Below are 23936 nucleotides of genomic sequence, written 5' to 3'. Positions count from 1 at the left end.
AACTGCGTGTTGGCGAGGCGCAACGCCAAGCGGGGCGCGGGTCTGCGGATTTTGCCCAGATGGCGCCGCGCTTTGCGGGCAGTTTTACCAGCGCAGTTGGACGCTGCGTGTGCTGCCGGTCTGCACCGTCGCGCGCTTGGTGGTGCCCTGGTACGTGGCGATGACGTTATAGCTTGCCGGCGGGGCTTTGATCAGACAGCGCGGGCCGTCAGCGCGAAAGCTTGCGACCTCCTTGCCGTGCCGTGTGAGTTGTACGTCGACGTCGGCCAGATATTCGCCACGTGCGCCTTGGGTGAATAGCAAAGACAGGTTGTAGTTGCGTGCCTCGCTGTTCAGCGCCTGCTGCTCGTCTTGTGCAACGCCGCCGCAGACGTAGCTGATTTGGCCGGCGGTCTTCGGCGTGAGGTTGTCGGCGAGCGCAATGGAGGCGCTGGCGGACAGCATCATCGCCAGCGCAGCCGACGTCAGGGTCAAGAGCGATCGGGTCTGCAGGTTCTGCTGCATGGGCATCATTGGCCTCCATCAAGGAAAAAGAGAGGTGCCCGACAAGCAGCAAAAAAAAGGCCACGCAACTGCGTGGCCTGATGGAACAACGGTTTGCGGCAGACAAATATGTTGCTGCGTGATTTCTACAGCACGTCTGACGCGTGATCTGCGAGCCGCGAGCGCTCGCCGCGCGCCAGCGTGATGTGCCCGCTGTGGCTCCATCCCTTGAATCGATCCACCACATAAGTCAGGCCCGACGAGCCTTCCGTCAGGTACGGCGTGTCGATCTGCGCGATGTTCCCCAGACAGACGATCTTGGTGCCCGGGCCCGCCCGCGTGACGAGCGTCTTCATCTGCTTGGGCGTCAGGTTCTGCGCCTCGTCGATGATCAGGAACTTGTTGACGAAGGTGCGGCCGCGCATGAAGTTCATGCTCTTGACCTTGATGCGCGAACGGATCAGCTCCTGCGTGGCAGCGCGGCCCCATTCACCGGCATTGTCGTCGGACTTTTGCAGCACTTCGAGATTGTCGTCGAAGGCGCCCATCCACGGCTGCATCTTTTCTTCCTCCGTGCCGGGCAGGAAGCCGATGTCTTCACCCACGGGCACCGTGGCCCGCGTGATGATGATCTCGTTGTAGAGCTTCTGATCCAGCACTTGCTCCAGGCCTGCCGCCAGTGCCAGCAGCGTCTTGCCCGTGCCGGCCTGACCGAGCAGCGACACGAAATCGACTTCCGGATGCATCAGCAGGTTCAGCGCGAAGTTCTGCTCGCGGTTGCGCGCGGTCACGCCCCAGACGTTGTTCTTCTGGTGCGTGTAGTCCTTGAGCGTCTGCAGCACGGCAGTCTTGCCATTCAGCTCCTTGACCTGCGCATACAGCGGCAAGCTACCGTCATTCGGCTCCAGGAAGACAAACTGGTTGACGAGGAACGATGGCACCAGCGGGCCGGACAGGCGGTAGAACGTCGTGCCCGTCTTGGGGTCCTGCCAACTCTCGATGTTCTTGCCGTGCTTCTGCCAGAAGTCTGCCGGCAGGGCCATGATGCCGCTGTAGAGCAGGTCGGTGTCTTCCAGCACGCGGTCGTTGAAGTAGTCCTCCGCCGGCAGGCCGAGGGCGCGCGCCTTGATCCGCATGTTGATGTCCTTGGACACCAGCACGACCGATCGGTCTGGACGCTGCTGCTGCAACGCGGCCACCACGCCAAGGATCTGATTGTCAGCCTTGCCCTGCGGCAGCCCATCAGGCAGCTTGATGTCGTTCAGACGCGTCTGGAAGAAGAGGCGCCCCTGCGCATCGCGGTTGCCGAGCTTGGCAAGCGGCAGGCCGTCATCCATTGCTCCATCGGTGCCGGCCACAAGCTGGTCGAGCGTGCGGCTGACCGTGCGCGCATTGCGCGCGACTTCGCTCATGCCCTTCTTGTGATTGTCCAGCTCTTCCAACGTCATCATCGGCAGATAGACGTCGTGTTCTTCAAAACGGAAGAGCGATGTCGGATCGTGCATCAGCACGTTGGTGTCGAGCACGAACAGCTTGGCGGGGCCTTCGTCGCGGCGGGTGCGGCGGCGGGCGGCAGTTTCGGTCGATTTGCCCGTCGCGCTTACTTTGTCGACGGCCTTGGCCAGAATGCCCGCATGTTCGCGCGAACTGTCTTTCGCCATGGGAGACGCTTCGCCCGAGCGGGCGCGGGCCGTGCTGGCTGCATTGCGTTTGGGTTGTGCACGGCCGGTTTCTGACAACGCCTCGCGCTCGAGCGCTGGCACCGGTTTTCGAGGTTCCTGACCCGCCTTCGGCTTTCCGGCTTTGCCGAAAGGCTTGAATTCAGCCGGGTCAAGCAATTGGGCTGGCTGGGTGGGCATGGTCGGCAGCGGCATGCTTCGATTACCTCTCTGGGTGGAACAACGACGAAACACCGTCCGCGCACATGGCGAGGCGGTGCTGGCGGGAAACGCTGGAAAACGGACGGGCGCGTCGCAGCAGTTGATGCATGGACGACGGCCACAAAAAAGCCGCCATGACCTGCGAGAGGTGGGGCGGCCTAGGTGAACGCCACGACAAGCTGCACGTTTCGGACGTTCTGCCCGGCCTGCTTGCCGGGAAAAACGCAGAAGCGGTATCAGGCCAACTTGGCCGCCGGTACCGTCGTGGGCTATCGGAATGGCATCCGGATTTCGTACTCATCGGTTCCGACTGTATCGGAAGCTTTTGTGATTTGCAATCGCTCACATGTGACCTGTGGTGCGTCGCAAACTGGCCACGACAGACGATGCGAAATCGACGGGAGAATCAGCCGCCAGGATGTCCTGCACGGCACTTTCCCGACCGCTGGCTCCCCGTGCGGTTACAGCGCGCGTACCGCCGCGAGGACATCATCCACATGGTTGGGCACTTTCACGCCGCGCCATTCCTTGCGCAGCACGCCCTTGCTGTCGATCAGGAATGTGCTGCGCTCGATGCCACGCACGTCCTTGCCGTACATCTTCTTCATCTTGATCGTGTCAAAGATGTTGCACACGGCTTCGTCGGCGTCGGAAATCAGCTCGAACGGCATCTCCAGTTTCGCCTTGAAGTTTTCGTGCGATTTCAGGCTGTCGCGCGAGATGCCGAACACCACGGCGCCGGCGGCTTCAAAGGCCTCATACTGGTCGCGGAAGTTCATCGCCTCCGTGGTGCAGCCAGGGGTGTTGTCCTTCGGATAGAAATACAGCACGACGATCTTGCCGCGCTGCGATGCCGGCGAGAACGTAATACCGCTGGTTGCCGGTGCGGAGAAATCGGGAAGAGGCTGGTCGATCGTGACGGGCATGGTGTGTTCCGGAAAACCGCGAGGAGAGAGATGGAGAAGCTCGTGGACGGGCAAATCTGAGATACCGCGCCCGACGCCAACCGGAGATCGGAAAGATCAGGCCGGCTGAACGATCAGGCTGCCGCTGCGGCCGGCAACTTCGCCCCATGTGACGGGCTGCACGGGCAGGGTACTGCGATCGAGCGTCGCGTAGTAATCGCCCATCGACCCTAGCCGATGGCCTTGGGCGCGCCAGCCTCGCAGCAACTCCCGGAAGATCGGGGCGAGTTTCTGCCCTTCAAGTTCTGCATGCAAGGTAAATACCTGGTCGCGGTCGGACTCCGTCATCTTCAGGATATGCCGGGCGACGTTATCGAGAGTGATGTTTTCCACGCCGATCAGTTCGTCCAGCGTGGGCAGCGTCGTCGGCAATTGCACGTGGTTCAGCGCTTTGCCATCAATGCTCGGGATGTACGGATGCGTGCCCCGGCCGTCGGAGGCGTAGGCCATGCCCCAGTTGTCGATCTGGCGGAACGCGTGGTCGTTCATCTGCCAGCCGGCGGCGCCGTGCGTCACGGGTGGCCGGCCGAACACCTGGATGAAACGTGCGTGTGCGGCGGTCATCTGGCGGGCCGTCCAGCTGGCATCGCGCTGGCGAACATTGTCTTGCCAGAGCACGTGGTCCCACGTGTGGATGCCGGTCTCGAAACCTGCCTCGGCGATGGCGCGCATTTCGGCAGCGGCTTTGCGGCCGATGTCGGGGCCTGGCAGCAACACGCCGTACATCAGCGTGCGAAGGCCGTAATGCTCGACGACTGACGTGCGGGAAACCTTTTTGAGGAAGCCGGGGCGGAAGGCGCGGCGCAGCGCCCAGCCGGTGTGATCGGGGCCGAGGCTGAAGAGGAAGGTCGCGCCAGCGTCGTGCTCGCGCAGCATGCGCGCGAGGTTGGGCACGCCTTCGCGGGTGCCGCGCAGGGTGTCGACGTCGATCTTGAGAACGATGAGAGCCATGAACCTGCGCGGAAGGTGCGACTGAGATGCGGCTTTTACTTGTTGCCGTTGCCGTCTTCGACCAGGCTGCGGGCTTCAGCCACGTGCGTGCGATACGCTTCGAAGATGTTCGCCAGCGCGTCCTTCATCACCGTGGTCGGCTTCCAGCCGAGGTCTTCCATGGTGTTGGCGATCTTCGGTACGCGGTTCTGCACGTCCTGGTAGCCGGTGCCGTAGTAGGCGCCGGAGGTCGTTTCCACCAGTTGGACCTGCTTGGCAGTGTCTTTGTACTCGTCGATCTGGGCGGCCTGTTCCAACATCATGTTGGCCAGTTCACGCACCGAGTAGTTGTTCGACGGGTTACCGATGTTGTAGATCTTGCCCGAGGCCACGCCGTCCTTGTTGGCAATGATGCGTACCAGCGCGTCGATGCCGTCATCGATATACGTGAAGGCGCGCTTCTGGCTGCCGCCGTCGACGAGCTTGATGTTCTCGCCGCGCACGATATGGCCGAGGAACTGCGTCACAACGCGCGACGAACCTTCCTTCGGGGTGTAGATCGAGTCGAGGCCCGGGCCGATCCAGTTGAACGGACGGAACAGCGTGAAGTTCAGGCCTTCCATGCCGTAACCCCAGATCACGCGGTCCATCAACTGCTTCGAGCACGCGTAGATCCAGCGCGGCTTGTTGATCGGGCCGTAGATCAGCGGCGAGGCTTCCGGATCGAATTCGGAATCGCTGCACATGCCGTAGACCTCGGAGGTCGACGGGAAGACCAGGTGCTTGCCGTACTTGGCAGCCGAGCGAACGATCGGCAGGTTGGCTTCAAAGTCCAGCTCGAACACACGCAGCGGGTCTTTGACGTAGGTCGACGGCGTGGCAATGGCCACCAGCGGCAGGATCACGTCGCACTTCTTCACGTGATACTCGACCCACTCCTTGTTGATGGTGATGTCACCCTCGAAGAAGTGCATGCGCGGGTGGTTGACCAGGTCGCCCAGACGCTCGGTCTGCATGTCCATGCCATAGACCTCCCAATCGGTGGTCTCCAGGATGCGCTTGGACAGGTGGTGGCCGATGAAGCCGTTGACGCCGAGGATCAGTACTTTTTTCATGAAGGCAAACTCAAGATCAGGAGAGGGCGAGCTGGCTGGCGAGCTGCTGCGCGGTCACGACAGATGTTCCGCTGGCAGCTTGGGGATCGACGCGCCAGAGCTCGTGAATGGCGATGGCTCCCCCATCGCCGCACACGCCGAACATCGCATTATCCACGACGTGCAAGCCCGGCGGCAAATTCGTAAAGGTTTGGTGCGCCAGACGGGCCCGCGCGACAACGTAGCGTTCGCTGCCCGCGTCCGTAAAGGCACCGGGGTAGGGCGGCGCCACTGCACGGATCAGGTTATAGACCTGCTGGGCCGGTTTGGACCAGTCGATGCGGCCGTCTTCGGGTTTGCGGCCGCCGAAATAGCTACCGTTGGCCAGCACGTTCGGGTGCTGCGGAATGTGCCCGGCAATCATCGCGGGAAGCGCACGCCACAGGGTTTGCTCTGCCGCAACAGTGGCCTTTTCGAACACTTCGTGCGAGGTGTCGTCTGGCAGGATCGGCACGATAGTCTGGTCGACGATGTAGCCCGCATCCGGCTTTTCGACCATTTCGTGCAGGGTGGCGCCGGTTTCGGTCTCGCCGTGCAGCACCGCCCAGTTGATGGGCACGCGGCCGCGGTACTTGGGGAGCAGCGAACCGTGCATGTTGAACGCGCCGAATTTGGCGAGGCTCAACAGGCGCATCGGGATCATGTGCCGGTAATAGAACGAAAAGATGAAGTCCGGCGCAATCGCGGCGATCCGGGCGTGCAGATCTTCGCCGTTTGCATTGTCCGGCGTGATGTACGGGATACCCAGTTCCTGTGCGGTGGCGCGCACGCTGCCGAACCAGATGTTCTCGGCGGCGTTGTCCTCGTGCGTGACAACGAGTTCGACCTGAATGCCACGCGCTGCCAGCACGCGCAGGCAGCGTACGCCGACGTTGTGATACGCGAAAACGACGGCGCGCCGCTTGAGCTGCGAACTCATGCAACACCCCGCTGCGAGCCAGTCTTCATATCGGCGGCGCCGGCTTCATGCAGGTGGGGCGTTTCTTCCAGCACACCCTGCACCAGATAGCGCGGGCGCTCACGCACCTGTTGATAGATGCGGCCAATGTATTCGCCCAGCAGGCCAATGCCAAACAACAGCACGCCCATCAGGAAGAACGTGATGGCGAACAGGGTGAACACGCCCTGGACTTCCGCGCCCAGGATGAAGCGCCGCACCACCAGCAGGATGAACAAAACCGCCGACGCCAGCGACAGCAGCATCCCGATCGCCGAGAACCATTGCAGCGGCACGACCGAGAAGCCCGTCACCAGGTCGAAGTTCAAGCGCACTAGCTTGTACAGCGAGTACTTCGACTCGCCGGCGAAGCGCTCTTCGTGGTCGACTTCGATTTCGGTCGGGTTCTTGCTGAACGTGTAGGCCAGTGCCGGGATGAAGGTGTTGACTTCGCGGCAGCGGTTGATGGTATCAACGATGGTCCGGCTGTAGGCCCGCAGCATGCAGCCTTGGTCGGTCATCTTGATGTGCGTGATGCGTTCGCGCAGCGAATTCATGGCACGCGACGCGGTGCGGCGGAACCAGCTGTCCTGGCGCACGCGCCGGATGGTGCCGACGTAGTCGTAGCCTTCGTCGAGCTTTTCGACCAGGCGGCCGATTTCTTCCGGCGGGTTCTGCAGGTCGGCATCTAGCGTAACGACGCGTTCGCCACGCGCATGTTCGAAGCCGGCCAGGATGGCCATGTGCTGGCCGTAGTTGCCGTTGAACAGCACGACGCGCGTGCTGTCCGGGCGCGCCCGGAATTGCTCGGCCAGCATGGCGGCGGAGCGGTCGCGGCTGCCGTCATTGACGAACACGACTTCATACGAAATGCCGAGCGCGTCGAGTGCGGGATACAGGCGCGCAAACAGCGCGGCGAGCCCGTCTTCTTCGTTGTAAACCGGAATGACGACCGAGAGAGCGGGTGTCTTCATTATTGGATTATTGGTACTGGGCGCAAAGTTGGCGGACCGCGCTGACCACGCGATCCACATCGGAATCTTCCATGCCGGCAAACATCGGCAGCGTAACGATGGCACGGCCAATGCGTTCGGCCACCGGAAACATGCCCGGCTTCCAGCCGAGTTCGCGATAGAGCTTGAACAGGTGGATGGGCGGGTAGTGCACGCCCGCGCCAATGCCTAGCGCCTTCAGGCCAGCCATGAACCCGGCGCGATCGACCTTCAGGCGATCCAGTGGCAGCACGATCTGGAACATGTGCCAGTTGGTGTGCGTGAAGTCCTCTACCGGCAGTTCAACGCCGAACGACTCGATGTCTGCGGCGCGCATGCCGGCAAAGTAACGGCGGGCCAGGGCAGCGCGGCGTGCAGTCACGGCTTCAAGCTGAGCGAACTGGCCCAGGCCAATCGCGGCATTCACGTCGGTCAGGTTGAACTTGCCGCCCACCAAGTCGACTTCCATGCCGTCGAAGCCAGTGCGCACGACGCCTTGCAGGCGATATTTCTCGGCCAGCACGGCTTCTTCTGGCGTATTGAGCACCAGCGCGCCGCCTTCAATGGTCGTGATGTTCTTGTTGGCTTGGAAGCTGAAGCTGACGAGGTCGCCGATCTCGCCGATGCGCTTGTCGCCCCAGCGCGAACCAATGGCCTGTGCGGCGTCTTCCACTACGCGCAGCTTGTGGCGGCGGGCGATGTCGTACAGACGGTCCATGTCGACGGGCAGCCCCGACAGATAGACTGGAATGATCGCCTTGGTGCGCGGCGTGATGGCGGCCTCGACCTTGTCCAGATCGATGTTGCGTGTCACTGGGTCGATGTCGACGAAGACCGGCTTGGCGCCGACGGTCAGGACCACGTTGGATGTGGCGACCCACGAGATCGGCGTGGTGATCACCTCATCGCCTGGGCCGATGCCGGCAATGCGCAGCGCGACTTCCATCGTGGCCGTGCCGTTGGCGAATGTGCGGACGATGCGGCCACCGAAGTACTCCGACAGCGCGGCTTCGAATGCGGCGACCTTGGGGCCCGAGGTGATCCAACCCGAGCGCAGCACGTCGGCCACGGCGGCGATGGTCGCCTCGTCAATGGTCGGGCGTACGAAGGGCAGAAACGGCAATTCGGCAGTGGCGGTGGTTTGCGTCATGACTTGAATGAAGTTGGGTGCTGGGCGCGGGCACATCGGCTCACGAGCGGGCCAGCACAAGTACGCCGACGAGGATGATGGCGATGCCGATCAGGCGCTGTACAGACAGCACTTCGCCAAACAGATACCACGCCAGGAAGGCGTTGACCACGTAGCCCAGGGAGAGCATCGGATACGCGATGGTCACATCCACGCGCGACAGGCCGAGAATCCACACCACCACCGAGATGACGTAGCACGACAGCCCGCCAATGATGGGCCACTGCGTTGCAAGCTTGATGCCGATCGGCAGAATGTTGTCGGCCGAAAACGCAAAGCGGCCGATGTTGTTGACGCCCGCCTTGAGTAGCAACTGAGCGCTGGCATTGAGCATGACGCCCGTCAGGATCAGCCCGAAAGTGACCAGATTCATGTGTTCTTTTGATGTTTTGCAGACTGCGGCGGTTTCCCCGTGCGAATGTTCTCAATCCCGCCGCCGGGGCGCATGTTACGACAATTCCGCTTGCACGCCCCTTTCGGCAATCCGTAGCGGTGAAACCTAGTGGCGCCGGACGATCACACGGCGGGCATCGCGGGCGATCACGATCATCGGTACGCCCTCGGCTGCCAGCCGGTCATAGGTGCCCGGACCCATCATGGCGACGGCCTGACCGCCGGCTTTCCAGCGCGCCACGAAGGCTTCGGTGGTCGGCACCCACTTGGCCGGCTCCTGTTTGACGCCAAATGCCAGTTCATCGGGCTCCTGCACCATGATGGTGGGCCGGCCGAGGTAAAACGGCATTGTATGGTCCAGGCGCTCCACCGCATAGAACGGCACGTCGGGCTTGAGCCACGGCCTGACCGCGGCCACGAGATCGATACCCGACATGGAGCGCCCGAAGGCTTCGTGACCCAGCGTGGCCGCTGTAAACGTCAAGAACCACGCGCAAGCAAACGCGGCCACGCTTTCGAAGCGCCTGCCTGCCAAGCGAAGTGCCAGCCACGTGAAGCCTGCTCCAGCCGCGAACGCCACGGCCAGGAACATCGCAAATCGAGAAAACACGGCGTTCGGGTACATGTCCGACGACATGGTTGCCACGTAACCGCTGGCCGCGAGACCGACCACCGCCAGCGCCAGGAAGGCCTTGAGCTGCCAGCGCCATGCGCGCTCGCTGGTGTGCTCCAGCACCAGGGCTGCCAGAATCGCCAGCGCGGGGATGATCGGGAAGATATAGCCCGGCAGCTTCGAATCCGAAATGCTGAAAAACGCGAAGATGAGGATGGCCCACAGGCCTAGCATGAGCGTGGGGCGGAAACCATTCCTGGCGGTTTCACCACGTGCAAGGGTCAGGCGTGCGGCACCGGGCAATTGAGCAAGCCACGGCAGGAAGCCGGCCATCAGCAATGGCACGAAGTACCAAAGCGGCGCATTTCGGTTATGCACGGTCGACGTGAAACGCTGGAAATGCTCGTGCACGAAGAAAAACCACGCGAATTCCGGGTTGCGTATGGAGATCAGGACGAACCACGGCGCACCGACGGCAAAGAAGATGATCAGCCCGCTCACCAGATGCAATCGTTTCCACAGAGCCCAGTCGCGCGCGACCAACGTGTATACCACCAGCACAAAACCCGGCAGGACCACGCCGATGAGGCCCTTGCTCAGCACAGCCAGCGCCATGGATGCCCAGCAGGCCCACATCCAGCCGCGTTGTTGAGCGCGTGTGGCATCCGGATGCTGCGCGAGCAGTAGCGCACCCAACGCCATCGTCATACAGCCGGCCACGCCCATGTCGAGCGAATTGAAGTGCGAGCCTACGTTCCACAGAGGCGCGCTCACGAGCACTAGCCCGCTGATGACGGCCGTCCGTTTGCCCCACCAACGCGCCGCCGCCAGCATCGTGAAAACAATGCCGACGATGCCGGAGAACGCCGTGAACAGCCGCGCCTGCCAGTCGCCGATGCCGAAGAGCGTGTAGGCGAGTGCGGTGCCCCACATCTGCAGTGGCGGCTTCTCAAAATATTTCAGGGCGTTGTACCGGATGGTCACCCAGTCACCGGAGACGAACATCTCGCGCGCGATTTCAGCGTAGCGGCCTTCGTCGGTGGGGATCAGGTGCCGGTAGCCCAGCGTGCCGAGCCAGACGGCCAGGAACGCAGCAGCCAGGAGCCAAAGGGAGGCGTCGCGCCAGGGCAGGGTGGGCGCTTGAGCGGTGCGGTCGATCGGCATGCGGTCAGGCGCGCTCGATCAGTAGGGCGGCGGCCACTTTACGGCCTTCCAGCATCAGGATGTTGTACGTGCGGCCGGCGGCCTGCAGGTCCATGGCGTCCACGCCGATGCGCTTTTCGGTAAGCGGCACCGTCAGCCGCGGGTGCGGGAAGCGCAGCTTGTTGCCCGTCCCGAAGATCACCACTTCGGCCCCCAGTTCGAGCACGCGCGCGAAATGCTCGGGCGTCAGATCCTCAAAGCGCGACACATCCCACGGCACCACGGCGCCCTCGGGCATCACCAGCACGGAGTGCTCGTAGCGCACCTTGTTGATTTCGATATAGCCGTCGCCATAGCCGGTAACGGTATTGAGAATGGTCGACGAATCGGATGAATGGAGCTTCAAGGCGGGAATCCCATCGGGCGCCATGGCGGCGGCGCATGGTGCGGCACGCTGGCTAGGGCGCTAGGTTTCAGACTGCGGGCAGGTTTCGCTGCGTTGCAAAAATGCCCGCCTAAGTCTGTCATAATGGGCTAAATTATATCTTTTTCTCTCCTTCGCCCGCCGCGCCATAAGCGATGTCCGGCAAGGAATAGCGTAGCGGCGCCTGCCGCTGTGTGGCGTTACCGTCGCCGCTTTGCTGCGCCACAGAATGCCCCGTAGTTCCAGCCCGTTCAACGTCGCCCATCGCCACCTTGCCCGTGAAAACGATCCAGAAATCCGCCAAGCTCAACAACGTCTGCTATGACATTCGGGGCCCCGTGCTCGAGAAGGCCAAGCAGATGGAAGAAGAGGGCCACAAGATCATCAAGCTGAATATCGGCAACCTGGCCGTGTTCGGTTTCGATGCGCCTGAAGAGATCCAGCAGGACATGATCCGCAACCTGCCGAATTCGGCGGCGTATTCGGATTCCAAGGGCATCTTCGCGGCGCGCAAGGCGGTGATGCACTACACGCAAGAGCAGGGCATCAAGAACGTCACGCTGGAAGACATCTATCTGGGCAATGGCGCGTCGGAGCTGATTTCGCTGGCCACCAACGCGCTGCTCGACGCTGGCGACGAGCTGCTGCTGCCGGCGCCCGACTACCCGTTGTGGACCGCCGTGACCAGCCTCTCGGGCGGCACGCCGGTGCACTACATCTGCGACGAAGCCAACGGCTGGATGCCAGACCTGGACGACATCCGCGCCAAGATCACGCCCAATACCAAGGGCATCGTCGTCATCAACCCGAACAACCCGACCGGCGCGCTGTATTCGGACGAACTGCTGCTGGGCATTGTTGCCATTGCGCGCGAACACGGCCTGGTGATCTTCGCCGATGAGGTGTACGACAAGGTTCTGTTCGACGACAACAAGCACACCGCGATCGGCTCGCTGTCGGAAGACGTGCTGACCGTGACGTTCAACAGCCTGTCGAAGAGCTACCGTTCGTGCGGTTACCGCGCGGGCTGGATGGTCGTATCCGGCGACAAGCGCCCGGCCAAGGACTACATCGAAGGCCTGAACATGCTGTCTTCGATGCGCCTGTGCGCCAACGTGCCGGGGCAGTGGGCCATTCAAACCGCGCTGGGCGGCTATCAAAGCATTAAAGACCTGGTGGCGCCGGGCGGCCGCATGCGTCGCCAGCGCGACCTAGCGCATGAGTTGATCACAGCGATCCCCGGCGTGACCTGCGTCAAGCCCAAGGCTGCGCTCTATATGTTCCCGCGCCTGGACCCGGCGGTGTATCCCATCGAAGACGACCAGACCTTCATCCGCCAACTGCTGGAAGAGGAGCGTGTGCTGCTGGTGCAGGGCACAGGCTTCAACTGGCACTCGCCGGACCACTTCCGCATCGTCTTCCTGCCCCACGAAGACGATCTTCGCGAAGCGATTGGCCGAATTTCGCGCTTCCTGGAGCGGTACCGTCAGCGTCACGGTACTGGCATCCGGGCCGCATAAACTCGGTCTTCCGCCAGATCAGTAATTGCGGGGCAGACCGAAGTGTCTGCCCTGTGTGTTTTTTGCTTCTCCGCTTTTTCGTTTCTTTACGACACGTCTCATGAATCCCATCAAGATCGGCCTGCTCGGGCTCGGTACCGTCGGTGGCGGTACCCTCAAGGTTCTGCAACGGAACCAGGAAGAAATCCGCCGTCGCGCGGGTCGCGGCATTGAAGTCGCCATGATTGCCGTGCGCAATGTCGACCGTGCCCGCGCCATCGTGCAGGAAGCCGGTGCGACCGTGCCGGTGGTGAACGACCCGTTTGCGATTGTGGATTCGCCCGAGATCGACATCGTCGTGGAGCTGATTGGCGGTTACGACCTGACGCGCGAGCTGGTGCTGCGCGCCATCGCCAATGGCAAGCACGTGGTCACCGCCAACAAGGCGCTGCTGGCGGTGCATGGCAACGAGATCTTCAAGGCCGCGCAGGACAAGGGTGTGATGGTGGCGTTCGAGGCGGCCGTGGCCGGCGGCATTCCGATCATCAAGGCGCTGCGCGAGGGCCTGACGGCCAACCGCATCGAGTGGATCGCCGGCATCATCAACGGCACCACGAACTTCATCCTGACCGAGATGCGCGACAAGGGCCTGGACTTCGACACAGTCCTGAAAGAAGCCCAACGCCTGGGCTACGCCGAGGCCGATCCGACATTCGACATCGAAGGCTTTGACGCCGCGCACAAGCTCACGCTCATGAGCGCCATCGCCTTTGGCGTGCCAGTGCAGTTCGAGCGCGCCTACGTGGAAGGCATCACGAAGCTGGAAGCCGTCGACATCCGCTACGCAGAAGAACTTGGCTACCGCATCAAGCTGCTGGGCATCACGCGCCGTGTCGAAGCAGGCATTGAGCTGCGCGTGCACCCGACGCTGGTGCCGTCCAAGCGCCTGATCGCCAATGTCGAAGGCGCGATGAACGCCGTGGTCGTCAATGGCGATGCCGTGGGCCCGACGCTGTACTACGGCAAGGGCGCGGGCGCCGAGCCGACCGCTTCGGCCGTCGTCGCCGATCTGGTGGACGTGACGCGCCTGCACACGGCCGATCCGGAACACCGCGTGCCGCATCTGGCATTCCAGCCCGATGCGCTGTCCGATACGCCCGTGCTGCCGATCGACGAAGTGCGTTCGAGCTACTACCTGCGCATGCGCGTGGCGGACGAAACCGGCGTGCTGGCCGACATCACGCGCATCCTGGCCGAAGGCGGTATTTCGATCGACGCCATGCTGCAGAAGGAATCGCGCGAAGGCGAGCCGCAGACCGACATCATCATGCTGTCGCACGTGACGGTGGAAAAGCGCGTGAACGCCGCCATCGCCGCCATCGAAGCGCTGCCGACCGTGCTGTCGAAGGTCACGCGCATCCGCATGGAAGAACTGAACTAAGCGCAGGACACGAGCATGCAATACCGATCGACCCGCGGCCACGCAGAGCCGCAAAGTTTCTCCCGCATCCTGCTGGGCGGCTTGGCGCCGGACGGCGGCCTGTACCTGCCCGAGCAGTACCCACAAGTCAGCGTTGAAGAGCTGACCCGCTGGCGCGACCTGCCTTACGCCGACCTCGCGTTCGAAATCCTGCGTAAGTTCGCCACCGACATTCCCGAAGACGACCTGCGTGCCCTGACCCGCCGCACCTATACGCCCGAGGTCTACTGCAACGCGCGCGCCGGCGACAACACCGCCGACATCACCCCGCTGCACAAGCTGGGCGAGGAGGGCGGCACGTCGCTGTCGCTGCTGTGCCTGTCGAACGGCCCGACGCTGGCCTTCAAGGACATGGCGATGCAGTTGCTGGGCAACCTGTTCGAATACGCGCTCGACCGTGAGCACGCCGAGCTGAACATCCTGGGCGCCACCTCTGGCGACACGGGCAGCGCCGCCGAATACGCCATGCGCGGCAAGCGCGGCGTGCGTGTGTTCATGCTGAGCCCGCACCGCAAGATGAGCGCGTTCCAGACTGCGCAGATGTTCAGCCTGCAAGACAAGAACATCTTCAACATCGCCATCGAAGGCGTGTTCGACGACGCGCAGGACATCGTCAAGGCGGTGTCGAACGATCTCGACTACAAGGCCCGCCAGAAGATCGGTACGGTCAATTCGATCAATTGGGCGCGTGTCGTCGCTCAGGTCGTCTACTACTTCAAGGGCTACCTGCTGGCGGCCCCGAAGATTGGCGACAAGGTGTCGTTCTGCGTGCCGTCGGGCAACTTCGGCAACGTCTGCGCCGGCCACATCGCGCGCATGATGGGTTTGCCGATCGACAAGCTGGTCGTGGCCACCAACGAGAACGATGTGCTGGACGAGTTCTTCCGCACCGGCACATACCGCGTGCGGTCGGCCGCGCAGACGTATCACACCTCCAGCCCCAGCATGGACATCAGCAAGGCATCGAACTTCGAGCGCTTCGTGTTCGATCTGCTGGATCGTGATCCGGCGCGCCTCGCCCAGCTCTTCCGGGACGTGGACGAAAAGGGCGGCTTCTCGATGACGGGCAAGCCGGAGTTCGACCGTATCGCCGAGTTCGGCTTTGTCTCGGGCCGCAGCTCGCACGCAGACCGCGTCGATACGATCCGCGACGTGTATGCCACCTACGGCACGATGATCGACACCCACACCGCCGACGGCGTGAAGGTGGCGCGCGAGAACCTCACGCCGGGCGTGCCGATGGTGGTGTTGGAAACGGCACTGCCGGCCAAGTTCGGTGACACCATTCGCGAAGCGCTGGACCGCGAGCCGGAGCGTCCGGCTGGCTACGCTGACATCGAATCGCTGCCGCAGCGCTTCGAGGTCATGCCGGCAGACGCTGACCGCATCAAGGGCTACATCGCCCAGCACACCGGCCTCTAAAACGATGGAAGCAGTGCCGGATGACGTCGCCGGGGCAGCCTTCGAGCGCTGCCTGCACGACATCCGCGCCTGCCGCGAGTGCCAGGGCGCATTGGCGCACGAGCCTCGCCCGGTGGTCGTGGCGGACCGCCGCGCCCGTGTCCTGATCATCGGGCAGGCACCAGGTCGCATCGTCCACGAGACCGGCATCCCCTGGAACGACCGCTCGGGCGACCGCCTGCGCCAGTGGCTGCAAATCCCGTACGACGATTTCTACGCCGACCGGCGCATCGCCGTGGTGCCGATGGGTTTCTGCTTTCCTGGCACCGGCGCGAATGGCGATTTGCCGCCCCGCCCGGAATGCGCGCCCAAATGGCACCGGCCGCTGCTCACGGCCATGCCCGATGTGCGGCTCGCGCTGCTGGTGGGCACCTTTGCCCAGCGCAACTACCTCGACGTGCCGCGCGACTGGTCGCTGACCGACGTGGTGCGCAACGGGCCCGTGCAGGACGCCGACGGCCGCATGCTGTTTCCCCTGCCGCATCCGAGTCCGCGCAATCTGGCCTGGTTCAAACGCAATCCATGGTTTGACGCGCACATCGTGCCGGCACTGCGTGCCGCGCTGGCCGACGCATTCGCTTGATACGCCTGGGCTGATGCATGGCATCGGCCTGGAACCGATACAATCGAAATCTCCCTTTCGATTCCGCTTTCCCATTCCCGCATGTCCGCCAACGATGCTCCCGCCGTCAAACCGTCCTTGCTGACGCTCGATGCGGCGCTGTCGCAACTGCTTGCCGCAGTGCGCGTTTTGCACGAGACCGAAACCGTGTCGACGTTGCACGCCAACGGGCGCGTCCTCGCCGAGGCCGTCCGCAGCAGCTTGAATGTGCCGCCCGCCGACAACACGCAGATGGACGGATACGCCGTGCGCGCCGCCGACATCACCGCGCCGGGCACGCGCCTGAAAGTGGCGCAGCGCATTCCCGCCGGCCATGTCGGCCAGCCGCTGAATGCGGGCGAGGCGGCGCGCATTTTTACCGGTGCGCTGATCCCGCCGGGCGCCGATGCGGTGGTCATGCAGGAGCAATGCAAGGCGGACCCGGATACGGGTACCGTCACCATCGGCCACGTGCCGGAATCCGGCGAGTGGATCCGTCGTGCAGGCGAGGACATTGCCGACGGCGCCGAGATCCTGCCGCGCGGCGCGCGTCTCGGTCCGCAGCAACTGGGCCTGGCGGCTTCGGTCGGCTGCGCCAATCTGCACGTGGTGCGCCGTCCGCGCGTGGCCGTGTTCTTTACCGGCGATGAACTGGCCATGCCCGGCGAGCCGCTCAAGCCCGGCGCCATTTACAACTCCAACCGCTTCACGCTGCGCGCGCTGCTGGAAAACCTCGGCTGCGACATCACCGATTTCGGCATCGTGCCCGACACGCTGCAAGCCACGCGCGACACGCTGCGCGAAGCGGCCGAGGAGCACGACCTCATCATCACCTCCGGCGGCGTGTCGGTGGGCGAGGAAGACCATATCAAGCCCGCGGTGGAAGCCGAAGGGCGCCTGAACCTCTGGCAGATCGCCATCAAGCCGGGCAAGCCCCTGGCCTTTGGCGAGGTGCGCCGCCCCGAAGGCATGGTGGGCGGCCCGACCGCATTTTTCATTGGCCTGCCGGGTAATCCGGTGTCGAGCTTCGTGACGTTCCTGCTGTTTGTGCGGCCGTTCATCCTGCGCCTGCAGGGCGTGGCCGACGTGGCACCGAAGCGCATTCCCATGCGCGCCGACTTTGCGCTGCCCAAAGGCGATCGCCGCAACGAGTTCCTGCGTGCGCGCATCAACGCGGGCGGTGGGCTGGACCTGTTCCCGAATCAAAGTTCCGGCGTGCTGACCTCCACGGTGTGGGGCGATGGCCTGATCGACAACCCGCCCAACCAGCCGATCGCGCCGGGCGATGTGGTCAGCTTCCTGCCGTTTGCAGGCTTGGTTTAAGGAGCGATGGACATGCAGATCGAGCTTCGTTTCTTTGCCAGCGTGCGTGAACAACTCGGGACTTCGCAGGAGCAGGTGGTCGTGCCGGAGGCCGTGCGCACCGTAGGCGATGTGCGCCGCTGGCTTGCGCAGCGCGGCCCGGTCTGGGGCGAAACGCTGGCCGAAGGCCGTGCGCTGCGCATGGCGGTGGACCACCAGATCGTGCCCGCCGATACCGCCGTGCACGACGGCTGCGAAGTCGCTTTCTTCCCGCCCGTGACCGGTGGTTGAGCGCAGGAGACCGACCATGTCCGTCCGCGTGCAGGAAGCCGACTTTGACCTCGGCGCCGAGATTGCAGCGCTCCGTGCTGGCCGCCCGAACATTGGCGCGGTGGCCAGCTTCATCGGCACCGTGCGCGATATCAACGACGGCACCGGCGTGTCGGAGATGGAGCTGGAGCACTATCCCGGCATGACCGAAAAGGCGCTCGCCGACATCGTGAGCGCGGCCATGCAGCGCTGGGAATTGATCGACGCGCTCGTCATCCACCGCGTTGGCAAACTCAAGCCGCAAGACCAGATCGTGCTGGTGGCGGTGGCGTCCAAGCACCGCGGCGAGTCCTTTGCCGCGTGCGAATTCATCATGGATTACCTCAAGAGCGAGGCGCCGTTCTGGAAAAAGGAACAGACGCCTGAAGGCGCACGCTGGGTCGATGCACGCGTTACGGACGACAAGGCGCTCGCCCGCTGGGGCATTGCCACCTCCAACGCCGCGACAAGCACGGCTGATCAGCCTGGCGCATCGGCGCAACCCAACGACTACGAATAACAAGGACGCGACCGCATGAGCGGAATGGGCTTTCTGGCAGTTGGGGTGGGCGCTGCGCTGGGAGCCTGGTTGCGCTGGGCGTTCGCCATCTTGTGGAACGCCATCAATCCGGCCTTGCCGTACGGCACGCTGGCAGCCAATCTGGTGGGGGGCTATCTGATCGGCGTTGCGGTGGGTTTTTTCGATACGCACGCGGGGCTGCCGCCTGAATGGCGTTTGCTGGTCATCACCGGTTTTCTGGGCGGGCTGACGACGTTCTCGACGTTTTCCAGCGAGGTTGTCGGCAACATCCTGGCTGGCGACCACCTGATGGGCACGCTGCACATCGTGGCGCACCTGGGCGGCTCGCTGTTCCTCACCATGCTTGGGCTCTGGACGGTGCGCACGTTCAGTTGATCGCAAGGCCAGTCGCGCAAATTGAGTTGCGAATGAGAAGTTGGGTTCACATACTGGTAGTGCCTGCGGTGGCTTAGGGACGTCCGGACGTCCAGTAGGGACGTGCAGTATCGAAGGCCGCCGCGGGTTGCTTTGTGTTGTTCCATCCATAACGAGAAGGAGACGCAATGAAACCAACCCGAACGGCGCGCCTGCGACGGCACGTCTCGCCAAGCAACCTCATCGCCGCCGGCGCCGTGCTGCTGGCCGGCTGCGGCGTACTGAGCGCCTGCGGCGGCAGCAATGACGGCAACAACGTGCCGGGCAATACCAAACCGGCCTTTGCCGGCAAGGTGTCCGTCACGCGGTACGACGGCGTATCGGACGACCTGCTGACCGCCGGCCTGGGCGCAAGCGGCTTGGCTTCTGCCACCGCGCCGACCATCGCCAACCCCACCGCGCCTACCGCAGCCGAGCTGCGCCGCCTGGCGATCTACGCCAACTACCGCGCGCTGGTCGACACCGCGGCCAAGGGTGGCTACGGCACGCTCTATGGCCCGAACGTCGATGCCAGCGGCAACGTCACGCAGGGCTCCGGCATGATCCCCGGCACCGAATACGTGACGTACTCCGACGACGGCACTGGCCAGCAGAACGTGGTGCTGCTCGTGCAGATCCCGGACAGCTTCGACGTCAGCAACCCCTGCATCATCACCGCTACCTCGTCGGGCTCGCGCGGCATCTACGGCGCGATTTCCACCGGCGAATGGGGTCTCAAGCGCAAGTGCGCCGTTGCCTACACCGACAAGGGCACCGGCGCCGGCCCGCACGACCTGGCCACCGACACCGTCGCCCTGCAGGACGGCACGCGCACCACGCGCAGCGCAGCCGGGTCCAACGCGCACTTTGCCGCGCCGCTCACCAGCAGCCAGCTCGCTGCCTTCAACACGGCCACGCCGAACCGGTTGGCGTTCAAGCACGCGCATTCGCAGCGTAACCCCGAGAAGGATTGGGGCCTGTTCACGCTGCAGGCCGTGCAGTTCGCGTTCTGGGCGATCAACGACAAGGTGTCGGGGACGAGCGGTGCGTTGGTCGGCAGCGCGCTGCCGGTGCGTCCGGACAACACCATCGTCATCGCGTCGAGCATCTCCAACGGCGGCGGTGCGGCCATCGCAGCGGCCGAGCAGGACACCGGCGGGTGGATCGACGGTGTGGCCGTCGGCGAGCCCGGCCTGAACCTGCCGCCCAACACCGGTGTGCAGGTGGTGCGCGGCGGCACGACGCTGCCGACGACCGGCAAACCGCTGTTCGACTACGTGAGCTATGCCAACGTGTTCCGGCTGTGCGCGGCGTCGTCTGCGAGCGTTGCCACGGCACCGGCGCAGGCGTTCTTTGCCAGCCTCACGACGTTTCCGGCAGGTGCGCAGGCCAACCGCTGCGCAGCGCTCAAAGCGGCCGGGCTGCTGACGTCCACCACGGCAGCTGCCCAGGCTGACGAAGCCCTGCAGAAGATGCGTGCCTATGGCTGGGAGCCCGAATCGGACCTCGTGCACGCGTCGATGTCGTTCTACGAGATCGACCCATCGGTGGCGACCACGTTTGGCAATGCACTCGCGCGCGCCAGCGTGACCGACAACCTGTGCGGGCTAAGCTTCGCGGCAACTGACGCGTCGTTCCATCCGACGGCGGTGAACGCCACGGCGCTCGCGCAGATGGCGGCGCTTGGCAACGGCATTCCGCCCACCTCTGGCGTGCAGCTCGTCAACAACAACGCGCAGGGCGGGCCGACGCGCAGCAACCAGTCGGTGGACTCGACCGGCACGCAGGCCGCCAACCTCGACGGCGCGCTGTGCCTGCGGAGCCTGCTGACAGGCGCCAATGCGGCTTCGCAATCGCTGCAGACCGGCATCAGCCAGACGCTTCGCACGGGCAACCTGCAGGGCAAGCCGGCGCTGATCGTGCAGGGCCGCAATGACGCGCTGCTGCCAGTCAACCATGGCTCGCGGCCGTACCTGGGGCTGAACGCCAAGGTGGAGGGCGGCTCGAGCAAGCTGTCGTATATCGAGGTGATGAACGCGCAGCATTTCGACGGCTTTATCGACCTTGTGCCCGGCTACGACACGCTGTTCGTGCCGCTGGTGCTGTATGAGCAGCGCGCGCTGGACGCCATGTACGCCAACCTGAAGAACGGCACGCCGTTGCCGCCGTCGCAGGTGGTGCGCACGACCCCGCGCGGTGGCACGCCCGGTGCTGCACCTGCCATCAACGCGGCAAACGTGCCGAACTTCACGAGCACGCCGGCCGTGGCCGACCGCATCTCGGTGAGCGTGTCGGGCGGTGTGGCGACGGTATCGGTGCCCAACTGATGCGATAGCCAGGACGATTTTGAAGCACTTGGGACGGCGGCGTGGCCAGCAGGCGCGCCGCCGTTTGTTCTGGCGCAAATCTGCATCAAAACCCGCGTTTCTACGCTTGAAATGCCACCGAAGCTCCCTATCTTTCGGAGCAGTGAAACATTTTCCGCAAGGGGTTTTTAATGCGTTTGGACAAACTGACCACCCGCTTCCAGGAAGCGCTGGCCGACGCGCAGAGCCTGGCGCTGGGCAACGACAATCCGTACATCGAACCCGTCCACCTGCTGCTGGCCATGCTGCGCCAGCCGGACGGCGCGACCAAGAACCTGCTCGCCCGCGCGGGCGTGAACACGGGGGCCCTCGACACGGCGCTGGACCGCGCCATCAAGCACCTGCCGCAGGTGCAGGGTGGTGAGCAGGTACAGGTCGGCCGTGATCTGGGCAACCTGCTGCAGCAAACCGAGAAGGAAGGCATCAAGCGTGGCGACCAGTTCATCGCCAGCGAGCTGTTCCTGCTGGCCGCCGCTGACGACAAGGGCGAGGCCGGCCGCATTGCGCGCGAGCACGGCCTGTCGCGCAAGCCGCTGGAGGCCGCCATCGACGCCGTGCGCGGCGGCCAGACCGTCGGCAGCGCCGAGGCCGAAAGCCAGCGTGAAGCGCTCAAGAAGTACACCATCGACCTGACCGAGATGGCCCGGATCGGCAAGCTTGACCCCGTCATCGGCCGCGATGATGAAATCCGCCGTGCCATCCAGATCCTGCAGCGCCGCACCAAGAACAACCCGGTGCTGATCGGCGAGCCGGGCGTAGGCAAGACGGCCATCGTCGAAGGCTTGGCGCAGCGCATCATCAACGGCGAAGTGCCTGAGAGCCTGAAGAACAAGCGCGTGCTGGTGCTCGACATGGCAGGCCTGCTGGCCGGTGCCAAGTACCGCGGCGAGTTCGAAGAACGCCTGAAGGCCGTGCTGAACGACATCGCCAAGGAAGAGGGCCAGACCATCCTCTTCATCGACGAGATCCACACCATGGTGGGCGCGGGCAAGGCCGAAGGCGCGATGGACGCCGGCAACATGCTCAAGCCGGCGCTGGCGCGTGGCGAGCTGCATTGCATCGGCGCGACCACGCTGGATGAATACCGCAAGTACATCGAGAAGGACGCCGCGCTGGAGCGCCGCTTCCAGAAGGTGCTCGTGGGCGAGCCGAGCGTGGAGGCGACCATCGCCATCCTGCGCGGCCTGCAGGAGAAGTACGAGCTGCACCACGGCGTGGAGATCACCGATCCGGCGATCGTGGCCGCGGCTGAACTCAGCCACCGCTACATCACCGACCGCTTCCTGCCGGACAAGGCCATCGACCTGATCGACGAAGCTGCGGCGCGCATCAAGATGGAAATCGACTCGAAGCCCGAGGCGATGGACAAGCTCGACCGCCGCCTGATCCAGCTCAAGATCGAACGCGAGGCCGTGAAGAAGGAAACCGACGAAGCGTCGCAGAAGCGCCTGGACCTGATCGAGCAGGAAATCGAACGCCTGCAGAAGGAATACGCTGATCTGGACGAGATCTGGAAGGCCGAGAAGGGCGCTGCGCAAGGTGCGGCCGCGCTCAAGGAAGAGATCGAGAAGATCAAGCTTGAGATCACCAAGCTGCAGCGCGAAGGCAAGCTCGAGAAGGTGGCCGAACTGCAATACGGCAGGCTGCCCGAGCTGGAAGGCAAGCTGAAGGCCGCCACCGCCGCCGAGTCGGCCGGCCAGAAGCAGCCGAACAAGCTGCTGCGCACGCAGGTAGGTGCCGAAGAGATTGCCGAAGTCGTCAGCCGCGCCACGGGCATCCCCGTGTCGAAGATGATGACCGGCGAGCGCGAGAAGCTGCTGAAGATGGAAGACCGCCTGCACGAACGCGTGGTCGGTCAGGACGAGGCCGTGCGTCTGGTGTCGGATGCCATCCGTCGCTCACGCGCCGGCATTGCGGACGAGAACAAGCCTTATGGCTCGTTCCTGTTCCTCGGGCCCACGGGCGTCGGCAAGACCGAGCTGTGCAAGGCGCTGGCCGGCTTCCTGTTCGATTCGGAAGAGCACCTCATCCGCATCGACATGAGCGAGTTCATGGAGAAGCATTCCGTGAGCCGCCTGATCGGCGCGCCGCCGGGCTATGTCGGCTACGAGGAAGGCGGCTACCTGACCGAAGCCGTGCGCCGCAAGCCGTACAGCGTGGTGCTGCTCGATGAAGTGGAGAAGGCGCACCCGGACGTCTTCAACGTGCTGCTGCAGGTGCTGGACGACGGGCGCCTGACCGACGGCCAGGGCCGCACGGTCGACTTCAAGAACACGGTGATCGTGATGACGTCGAACCTTGGCTCGCAGCTCATCCAGCAGATGGCGACCGAACCGGCGGACGTGATCAAGGGTGCCGTGTGGCAGGAAGTGAAGACGCATTTCCGCCCCGAGTTCCTGAACCGGATCGACGAGGTGGTGGTGTTCCACGCGCTGGACCAACGCAACATCGAATCGATCGCGCGGATTCAGCTCAAGCGTCTGTCGGCACGCCTGGCGCAGATGGACCTGGCGCTGGAGATTAGCGACGAGGCAGTGGCCAAGCTGGCATCAGCGGGTTACGACCCGGTGTTTGGGGCACGGCCGTTGAAGCGGGCGATCCAGCAGCAGCTTGAGAATCCGGTGGCACGGATGATTCTGGAGGGCAAGTTCGCGCCCAAGGATGTGGTGCCGGTGGATTATCGGGATGGGCAGTTCTCGTTTGATCGGGTTGTGCACTGAGGCTGTGTTGTCGTGCGTTAAAAAGCCGCTCCGGAGGGTTCCGGAGCGGCTTTTTTGTTTTTGGCTTTTTGTTTTTGTTGGTGGTGCATCTCTGTTTCACCCCCTGCCGGGGGCGACTCACTTTCTTTGTCTTGCCAAAGAAAGTAAGCAAAGAAAGGCGC

At 63.7% G+C, this 23936-nt stretch carries 21 protein-coding genes; 10 read left to right on the top strand and 11 right to left on the bottom strand.

Annotated elements, in window-relative coordinates; genetic code table 11:
• Positions 1–84: 84 nt before the first annotated feature.
• The 11 genes from ACTJK6_RS03025 to ACTJK6_RS02975 form a co-directional block, all read right to left on the bottom strand.
• The gene (locus tag ACTJK6_RS03025; protein ID WP_322016904.1) at positions 85–510 is read right to left on the bottom strand and encodes a hypothetical protein; all 426 of its coding nucleotides are present in this window, start codon (positions 508–510) and stop codon (positions 85–87) included.
• Positions 511–629: 119 nt separating this feature from the next.
• Complete coding sequence (locus ACTJK6_RS03020; RefSeq protein WP_232042639.1) at positions 630–2357, bottom strand: PhoH family protein; 1728 nt, start codon at positions 2355–2357, stop codon at positions 630–632.
• A 467-nt stretch (positions 2358–2824) separates the two neighbouring features.
• Positions 2825–3289: a peroxiredoxin gene (locus tag ACTJK6_RS03015; RefSeq protein ID WP_232042640.1), complete on the bottom strand. Its 465-nt coding sequence runs from the start codon at positions 3287–3289 to the stop codon at positions 2825–2827.
• A 96-nt stretch (positions 3290–3385) separates the two neighbouring features.
• The gene (locus ACTJK6_RS03010; RefSeq protein ID WP_440838324.1) at positions 3386–4279 is read right to left on the bottom strand and encodes a 4-deoxy-4-formamido-L-arabinose-phosphoundecaprenol deformylase; all 894 of its coding nucleotides are present in this window, start codon (positions 4277–4279) and stop codon (positions 3386–3388) included.
• A gap of 35 nt (positions 4280–4314) precedes the next feature.
• A complete protein-coding gene (locus ACTJK6_RS03005; RefSeq protein WP_102067067.1) occupies positions 4315–5373 on the bottom strand; it encodes a bifunctional UDP-4-keto-pentose/UDP-xylose synthase in 1059 nt (352 codons plus the stop codon).
• A gap of 16 nt (positions 5374–5389) precedes the next feature.
• Entirely contained in the window at positions 5390–6331 is a 942-nt protein-coding gene (locus ACTJK6_RS03000) for a formyltransferase (protein WP_440838323.1), read from the bottom strand.
• Positions 6328–7323 carry a glycosyltransferase gene (locus tag ACTJK6_RS02995; RefSeq protein ID WP_232042643.1) on the bottom strand — a complete coding sequence of 332 codons (996 nt, stop codon included), beginning with the start codon at positions 7321–7323 and terminating at the stop codon, positions 6328–6330. The genes ACTJK6_RS03000 and ACTJK6_RS02995 overlap by 4 nt, the downstream gene beginning before the upstream one ends.
• Before the next feature lie 7 nt (positions 7324–7330).
• Positions 7331–8491 carry a DegT/DnrJ/EryC1/StrS family aminotransferase gene (locus ACTJK6_RS02990; protein WP_232042644.1) on the bottom strand — a complete coding sequence of 387 codons (1161 nt, stop codon included), beginning with the start codon at positions 8489–8491 and terminating at the stop codon, positions 7331–7333.
• Between the two features lie 40 nt (positions 8492–8531).
• Complete coding sequence (locus ACTJK6_RS02985) at positions 8532–8903, bottom strand: SMR family transporter (protein WP_440838322.1); 372 nt, start codon at positions 8901–8903, stop codon at positions 8532–8534.
• Positions 8904–9029: 126 nt separating this feature from the next.
• Positions 9030–10700, bottom strand: coding sequence for a glycosyltransferase family 39 protein (locus ACTJK6_RS02980; RefSeq protein WP_440838321.1), 1671 nt, complete (start codon positions 10698–10700; stop codon positions 9030–9032).
• Between the two features lie 4 nt (positions 10701–10704).
• Positions 10705–11085, bottom strand: a complete 381-nt coding sequence (locus tag ACTJK6_RS02975) for an Mth938-like domain-containing protein (RefSeq protein WP_232042647.1) — start codon at positions 11083–11085, stop codon at positions 10705–10707.
• A 296-nt stretch (positions 11086–11381) separates the two neighbouring features.
• On the opposite strand from ACTJK6_RS02975, the gene ACTJK6_RS02970 reads away from it, so the two are divergent.
• The 10 genes from ACTJK6_RS02970 to clpB all read left to right on the top strand — a co-directional run bounded on the left by ACTJK6_RS02970 (position 11382) and on the right by clpB (position 23775).
• Positions 11382–12623 (top strand): pyridoxal phosphate-dependent aminotransferase, encoded by a 1242-nt coding sequence (locus tag ACTJK6_RS02970; protein WP_045204177.1) that lies wholly within the window; start codon positions 11382–11384, stop codon positions 12621–12623.
• 100 nt (positions 12624–12723) lie between these two features.
• Positions 12724–14043 (top strand): homoserine dehydrogenase, encoded by a 1320-nt coding sequence (locus tag ACTJK6_RS02965; RefSeq protein ID WP_440838320.1) that lies wholly within the window; start codon positions 12724–12726, stop codon positions 14041–14043.
• Between the two features lie 15 nt (positions 14044–14058).
• On the top strand, positions 14059–15504 hold the full coding sequence (thrC, locus tag ACTJK6_RS02960; protein WP_440838319.1) for a threonine synthase: 1446 nt from the start codon (positions 14059–14061) through the stop codon (positions 15502–15504).
• 4 nt (positions 15505–15508) lie between these two features.
• A complete protein-coding gene (locus tag ACTJK6_RS02955) occupies positions 15509–16126 on the top strand; it encodes a uracil-DNA glycosylase family protein (RefSeq protein ID WP_440838318.1) in 618 nt (205 codons plus the stop codon).
• Positions 16127–16207: 81 nt separating this feature from the next.
• Positions 16208–17467 (top strand): molybdopterin molybdotransferase MoeA, encoded by a 1260-nt coding sequence (locus ACTJK6_RS02950; RefSeq protein WP_440838317.1) that lies wholly within the window; start codon positions 16208–16210, stop codon positions 17465–17467.
• Between the two features lie 12 nt (positions 17468–17479).
• Complete coding sequence (moaD, locus tag ACTJK6_RS02945) at positions 17480–17737, top strand: molybdopterin converting factor subunit 1 (RefSeq protein ID WP_009238308.1); 258 nt, start codon at positions 17480–17482, stop codon at positions 17735–17737.
• 16 nt (positions 17738–17753) lie between these two features.
• Positions 17754–18275, top strand: a complete 522-nt coding sequence (locus ACTJK6_RS02940; RefSeq protein WP_316672412.1) for a molybdenum cofactor biosynthesis protein MoaE — start codon at positions 17754–17756, stop codon at positions 18273–18275.
• A 15-nt stretch (positions 18276–18290) separates the two neighbouring features.
• Entirely contained in the window at positions 18291–18671 is a 381-nt protein-coding gene (gene crcB / locus ACTJK6_RS02935; RefSeq protein WP_440838316.1) for a fluoride efflux transporter CrcB, read from the top strand.
• A gap of 167 nt (positions 18672–18838) precedes the next feature.
• Positions 18839–21016 (top strand): 3-hydroxybutyrate oligomer hydrolase family protein, encoded by a 2178-nt coding sequence (locus tag ACTJK6_RS02930; RefSeq protein WP_440838315.1) that lies wholly within the window; start codon positions 18839–18841, stop codon positions 21014–21016.
• Positions 21017–21186: 170 nt separating this feature from the next.
• Positions 21187–23775, top strand: coding sequence for an ATP-dependent chaperone ClpB (clpB, locus tag ACTJK6_RS02925; RefSeq protein WP_440838314.1), 2589 nt, complete (start codon positions 21187–21189; stop codon positions 23773–23775).
• Positions 23776–23936: the final 161 nt, after the last annotated feature.

Origin of the sequence: Ralstonia sp. 22086 (assembly GCF_052045975.1) — a bacterium.
Classification (GTDB): Bacteria; Pseudomonadota; Gammaproteobacteria; order Burkholderiales; family Burkholderiaceae; genus Ralstonia; species Ralstonia wenshanensis.
This window is presented reverse-complemented; position numbering and strand designations above follow the sequence as displayed.

Bases quoted from the DNA above. Each gene is read 5' to 3' on its own strand.
- ACTJK6_RS03005 (WP_102067067.1), bottom strand. From the start codon at position 5,373: ATGAAAAAAGTACTGATCCTCGGCGTCAACGGCTTCATCGGCCACCAC.
- clpB (WP_440838314.1), top strand. From the start codon at position 21,187: ATGCGTTTGGACAAACTGACCACCCGCTTCCAGGAAGCGCTGGCCGAC.
- ACTJK6_RS02955 (WP_440838318.1), top strand. From the start codon at position 15,509: ATGGAAGCAGTGCCGGATGACGTCGCCGGGGCAGCCTTCGAGCGCTGC.
- ACTJK6_RS02995 (WP_232042643.1), bottom strand. From the start codon at position 7,323: ATGAAGACACCCGCTCTCTCGGTCGTCATTCCGGTTTACAACGAAGAA.
- ACTJK6_RS02965 (WP_440838320.1), top strand. From the start codon at position 12,724: ATGAATCCCATCAAGATCGGCCTGCTCGGGCTCGGTACCGTCGGTGGC.
- ACTJK6_RS03000 (WP_440838323.1), bottom strand. From the start codon at position 6,331: ATGAGTTCGCAGCTCAAGCGGCGCGCCGTCGTTTTCGCGTATCACAAC.
- ACTJK6_RS02990 (WP_232042644.1), bottom strand. From the start codon at position 8,491: ATGACGCAAACCACCGCCACTGCCGAATTGCCGTTTCTGCCCTTCGTA.
- thrC (WP_440838319.1), top strand. From the start codon at position 14,059: ATGCAATACCGATCGACCCGCGGCCACGCAGAGCCGCAAAGTTTCTCC.
- moaD (WP_009238308.1), top strand. From the start codon at position 17,480: ATGCAGATCGAGCTTCGTTTCTTTGCCAGCGTGCGTGAACAACTCGGG.
- ACTJK6_RS02985 (WP_440838322.1), bottom strand. From the start codon at position 8,903: ATGAATCTGGTCACTTTCGGGCTGATCCTGACGGGCGTCATGCTCAAT.
- ACTJK6_RS03010 (WP_440838324.1), bottom strand. From the start codon at position 4,279: ATGGCTCTCATCGTTCTCAAGATCGACGTCGACACCCTGCGCGGCACC.
- ACTJK6_RS02930 (WP_440838315.1), top strand. From the start codon at position 18,839: ATGAAACCAACCCGAACGGCGCGCCTGCGACGGCACGTCTCGCCAAGC.
- ACTJK6_RS03015 (WP_232042640.1), bottom strand. From the start codon at position 3,289: ATGCCCGTCACGATCGACCAGCCTCTTCCCGATTTCTCCGCACCGGCA.
- ACTJK6_RS02950 (WP_440838317.1), top strand. From the start codon at position 16,208: ATGTCCGCCAACGATGCTCCCGCCGTCAAACCGTCCTTGCTGACGCTC.
- crcB (WP_440838316.1), top strand. From the start codon at position 18,291: ATGAGCGGAATGGGCTTTCTGGCAGTTGGGGTGGGCGCTGCGCTGGGA.
- ACTJK6_RS02940 (WP_316672412.1), top strand. From the start codon at position 17,754: ATGTCCGTCCGCGTGCAGGAAGCCGACTTTGACCTCGGCGCCGAGATT.
- ACTJK6_RS02980 (WP_440838321.1), bottom strand. From the start codon at position 10,700: ATGCCGATCGACCGCACCGCTCAAGCGCCCACCCTGCCCTGGCGCGAC.
- ACTJK6_RS03025 (WP_322016904.1), bottom strand. From the start codon at position 510: ATGCCCATGCAGCAGAACCTGCAGACCCGATCGCTCTTGACCCTGACG.
- ACTJK6_RS03020 (WP_232042639.1), bottom strand. From the start codon at position 2,357: ATGCCGCTGCCGACCATGCCCACCCAGCCAGCCCAATTGCTTGACCCG.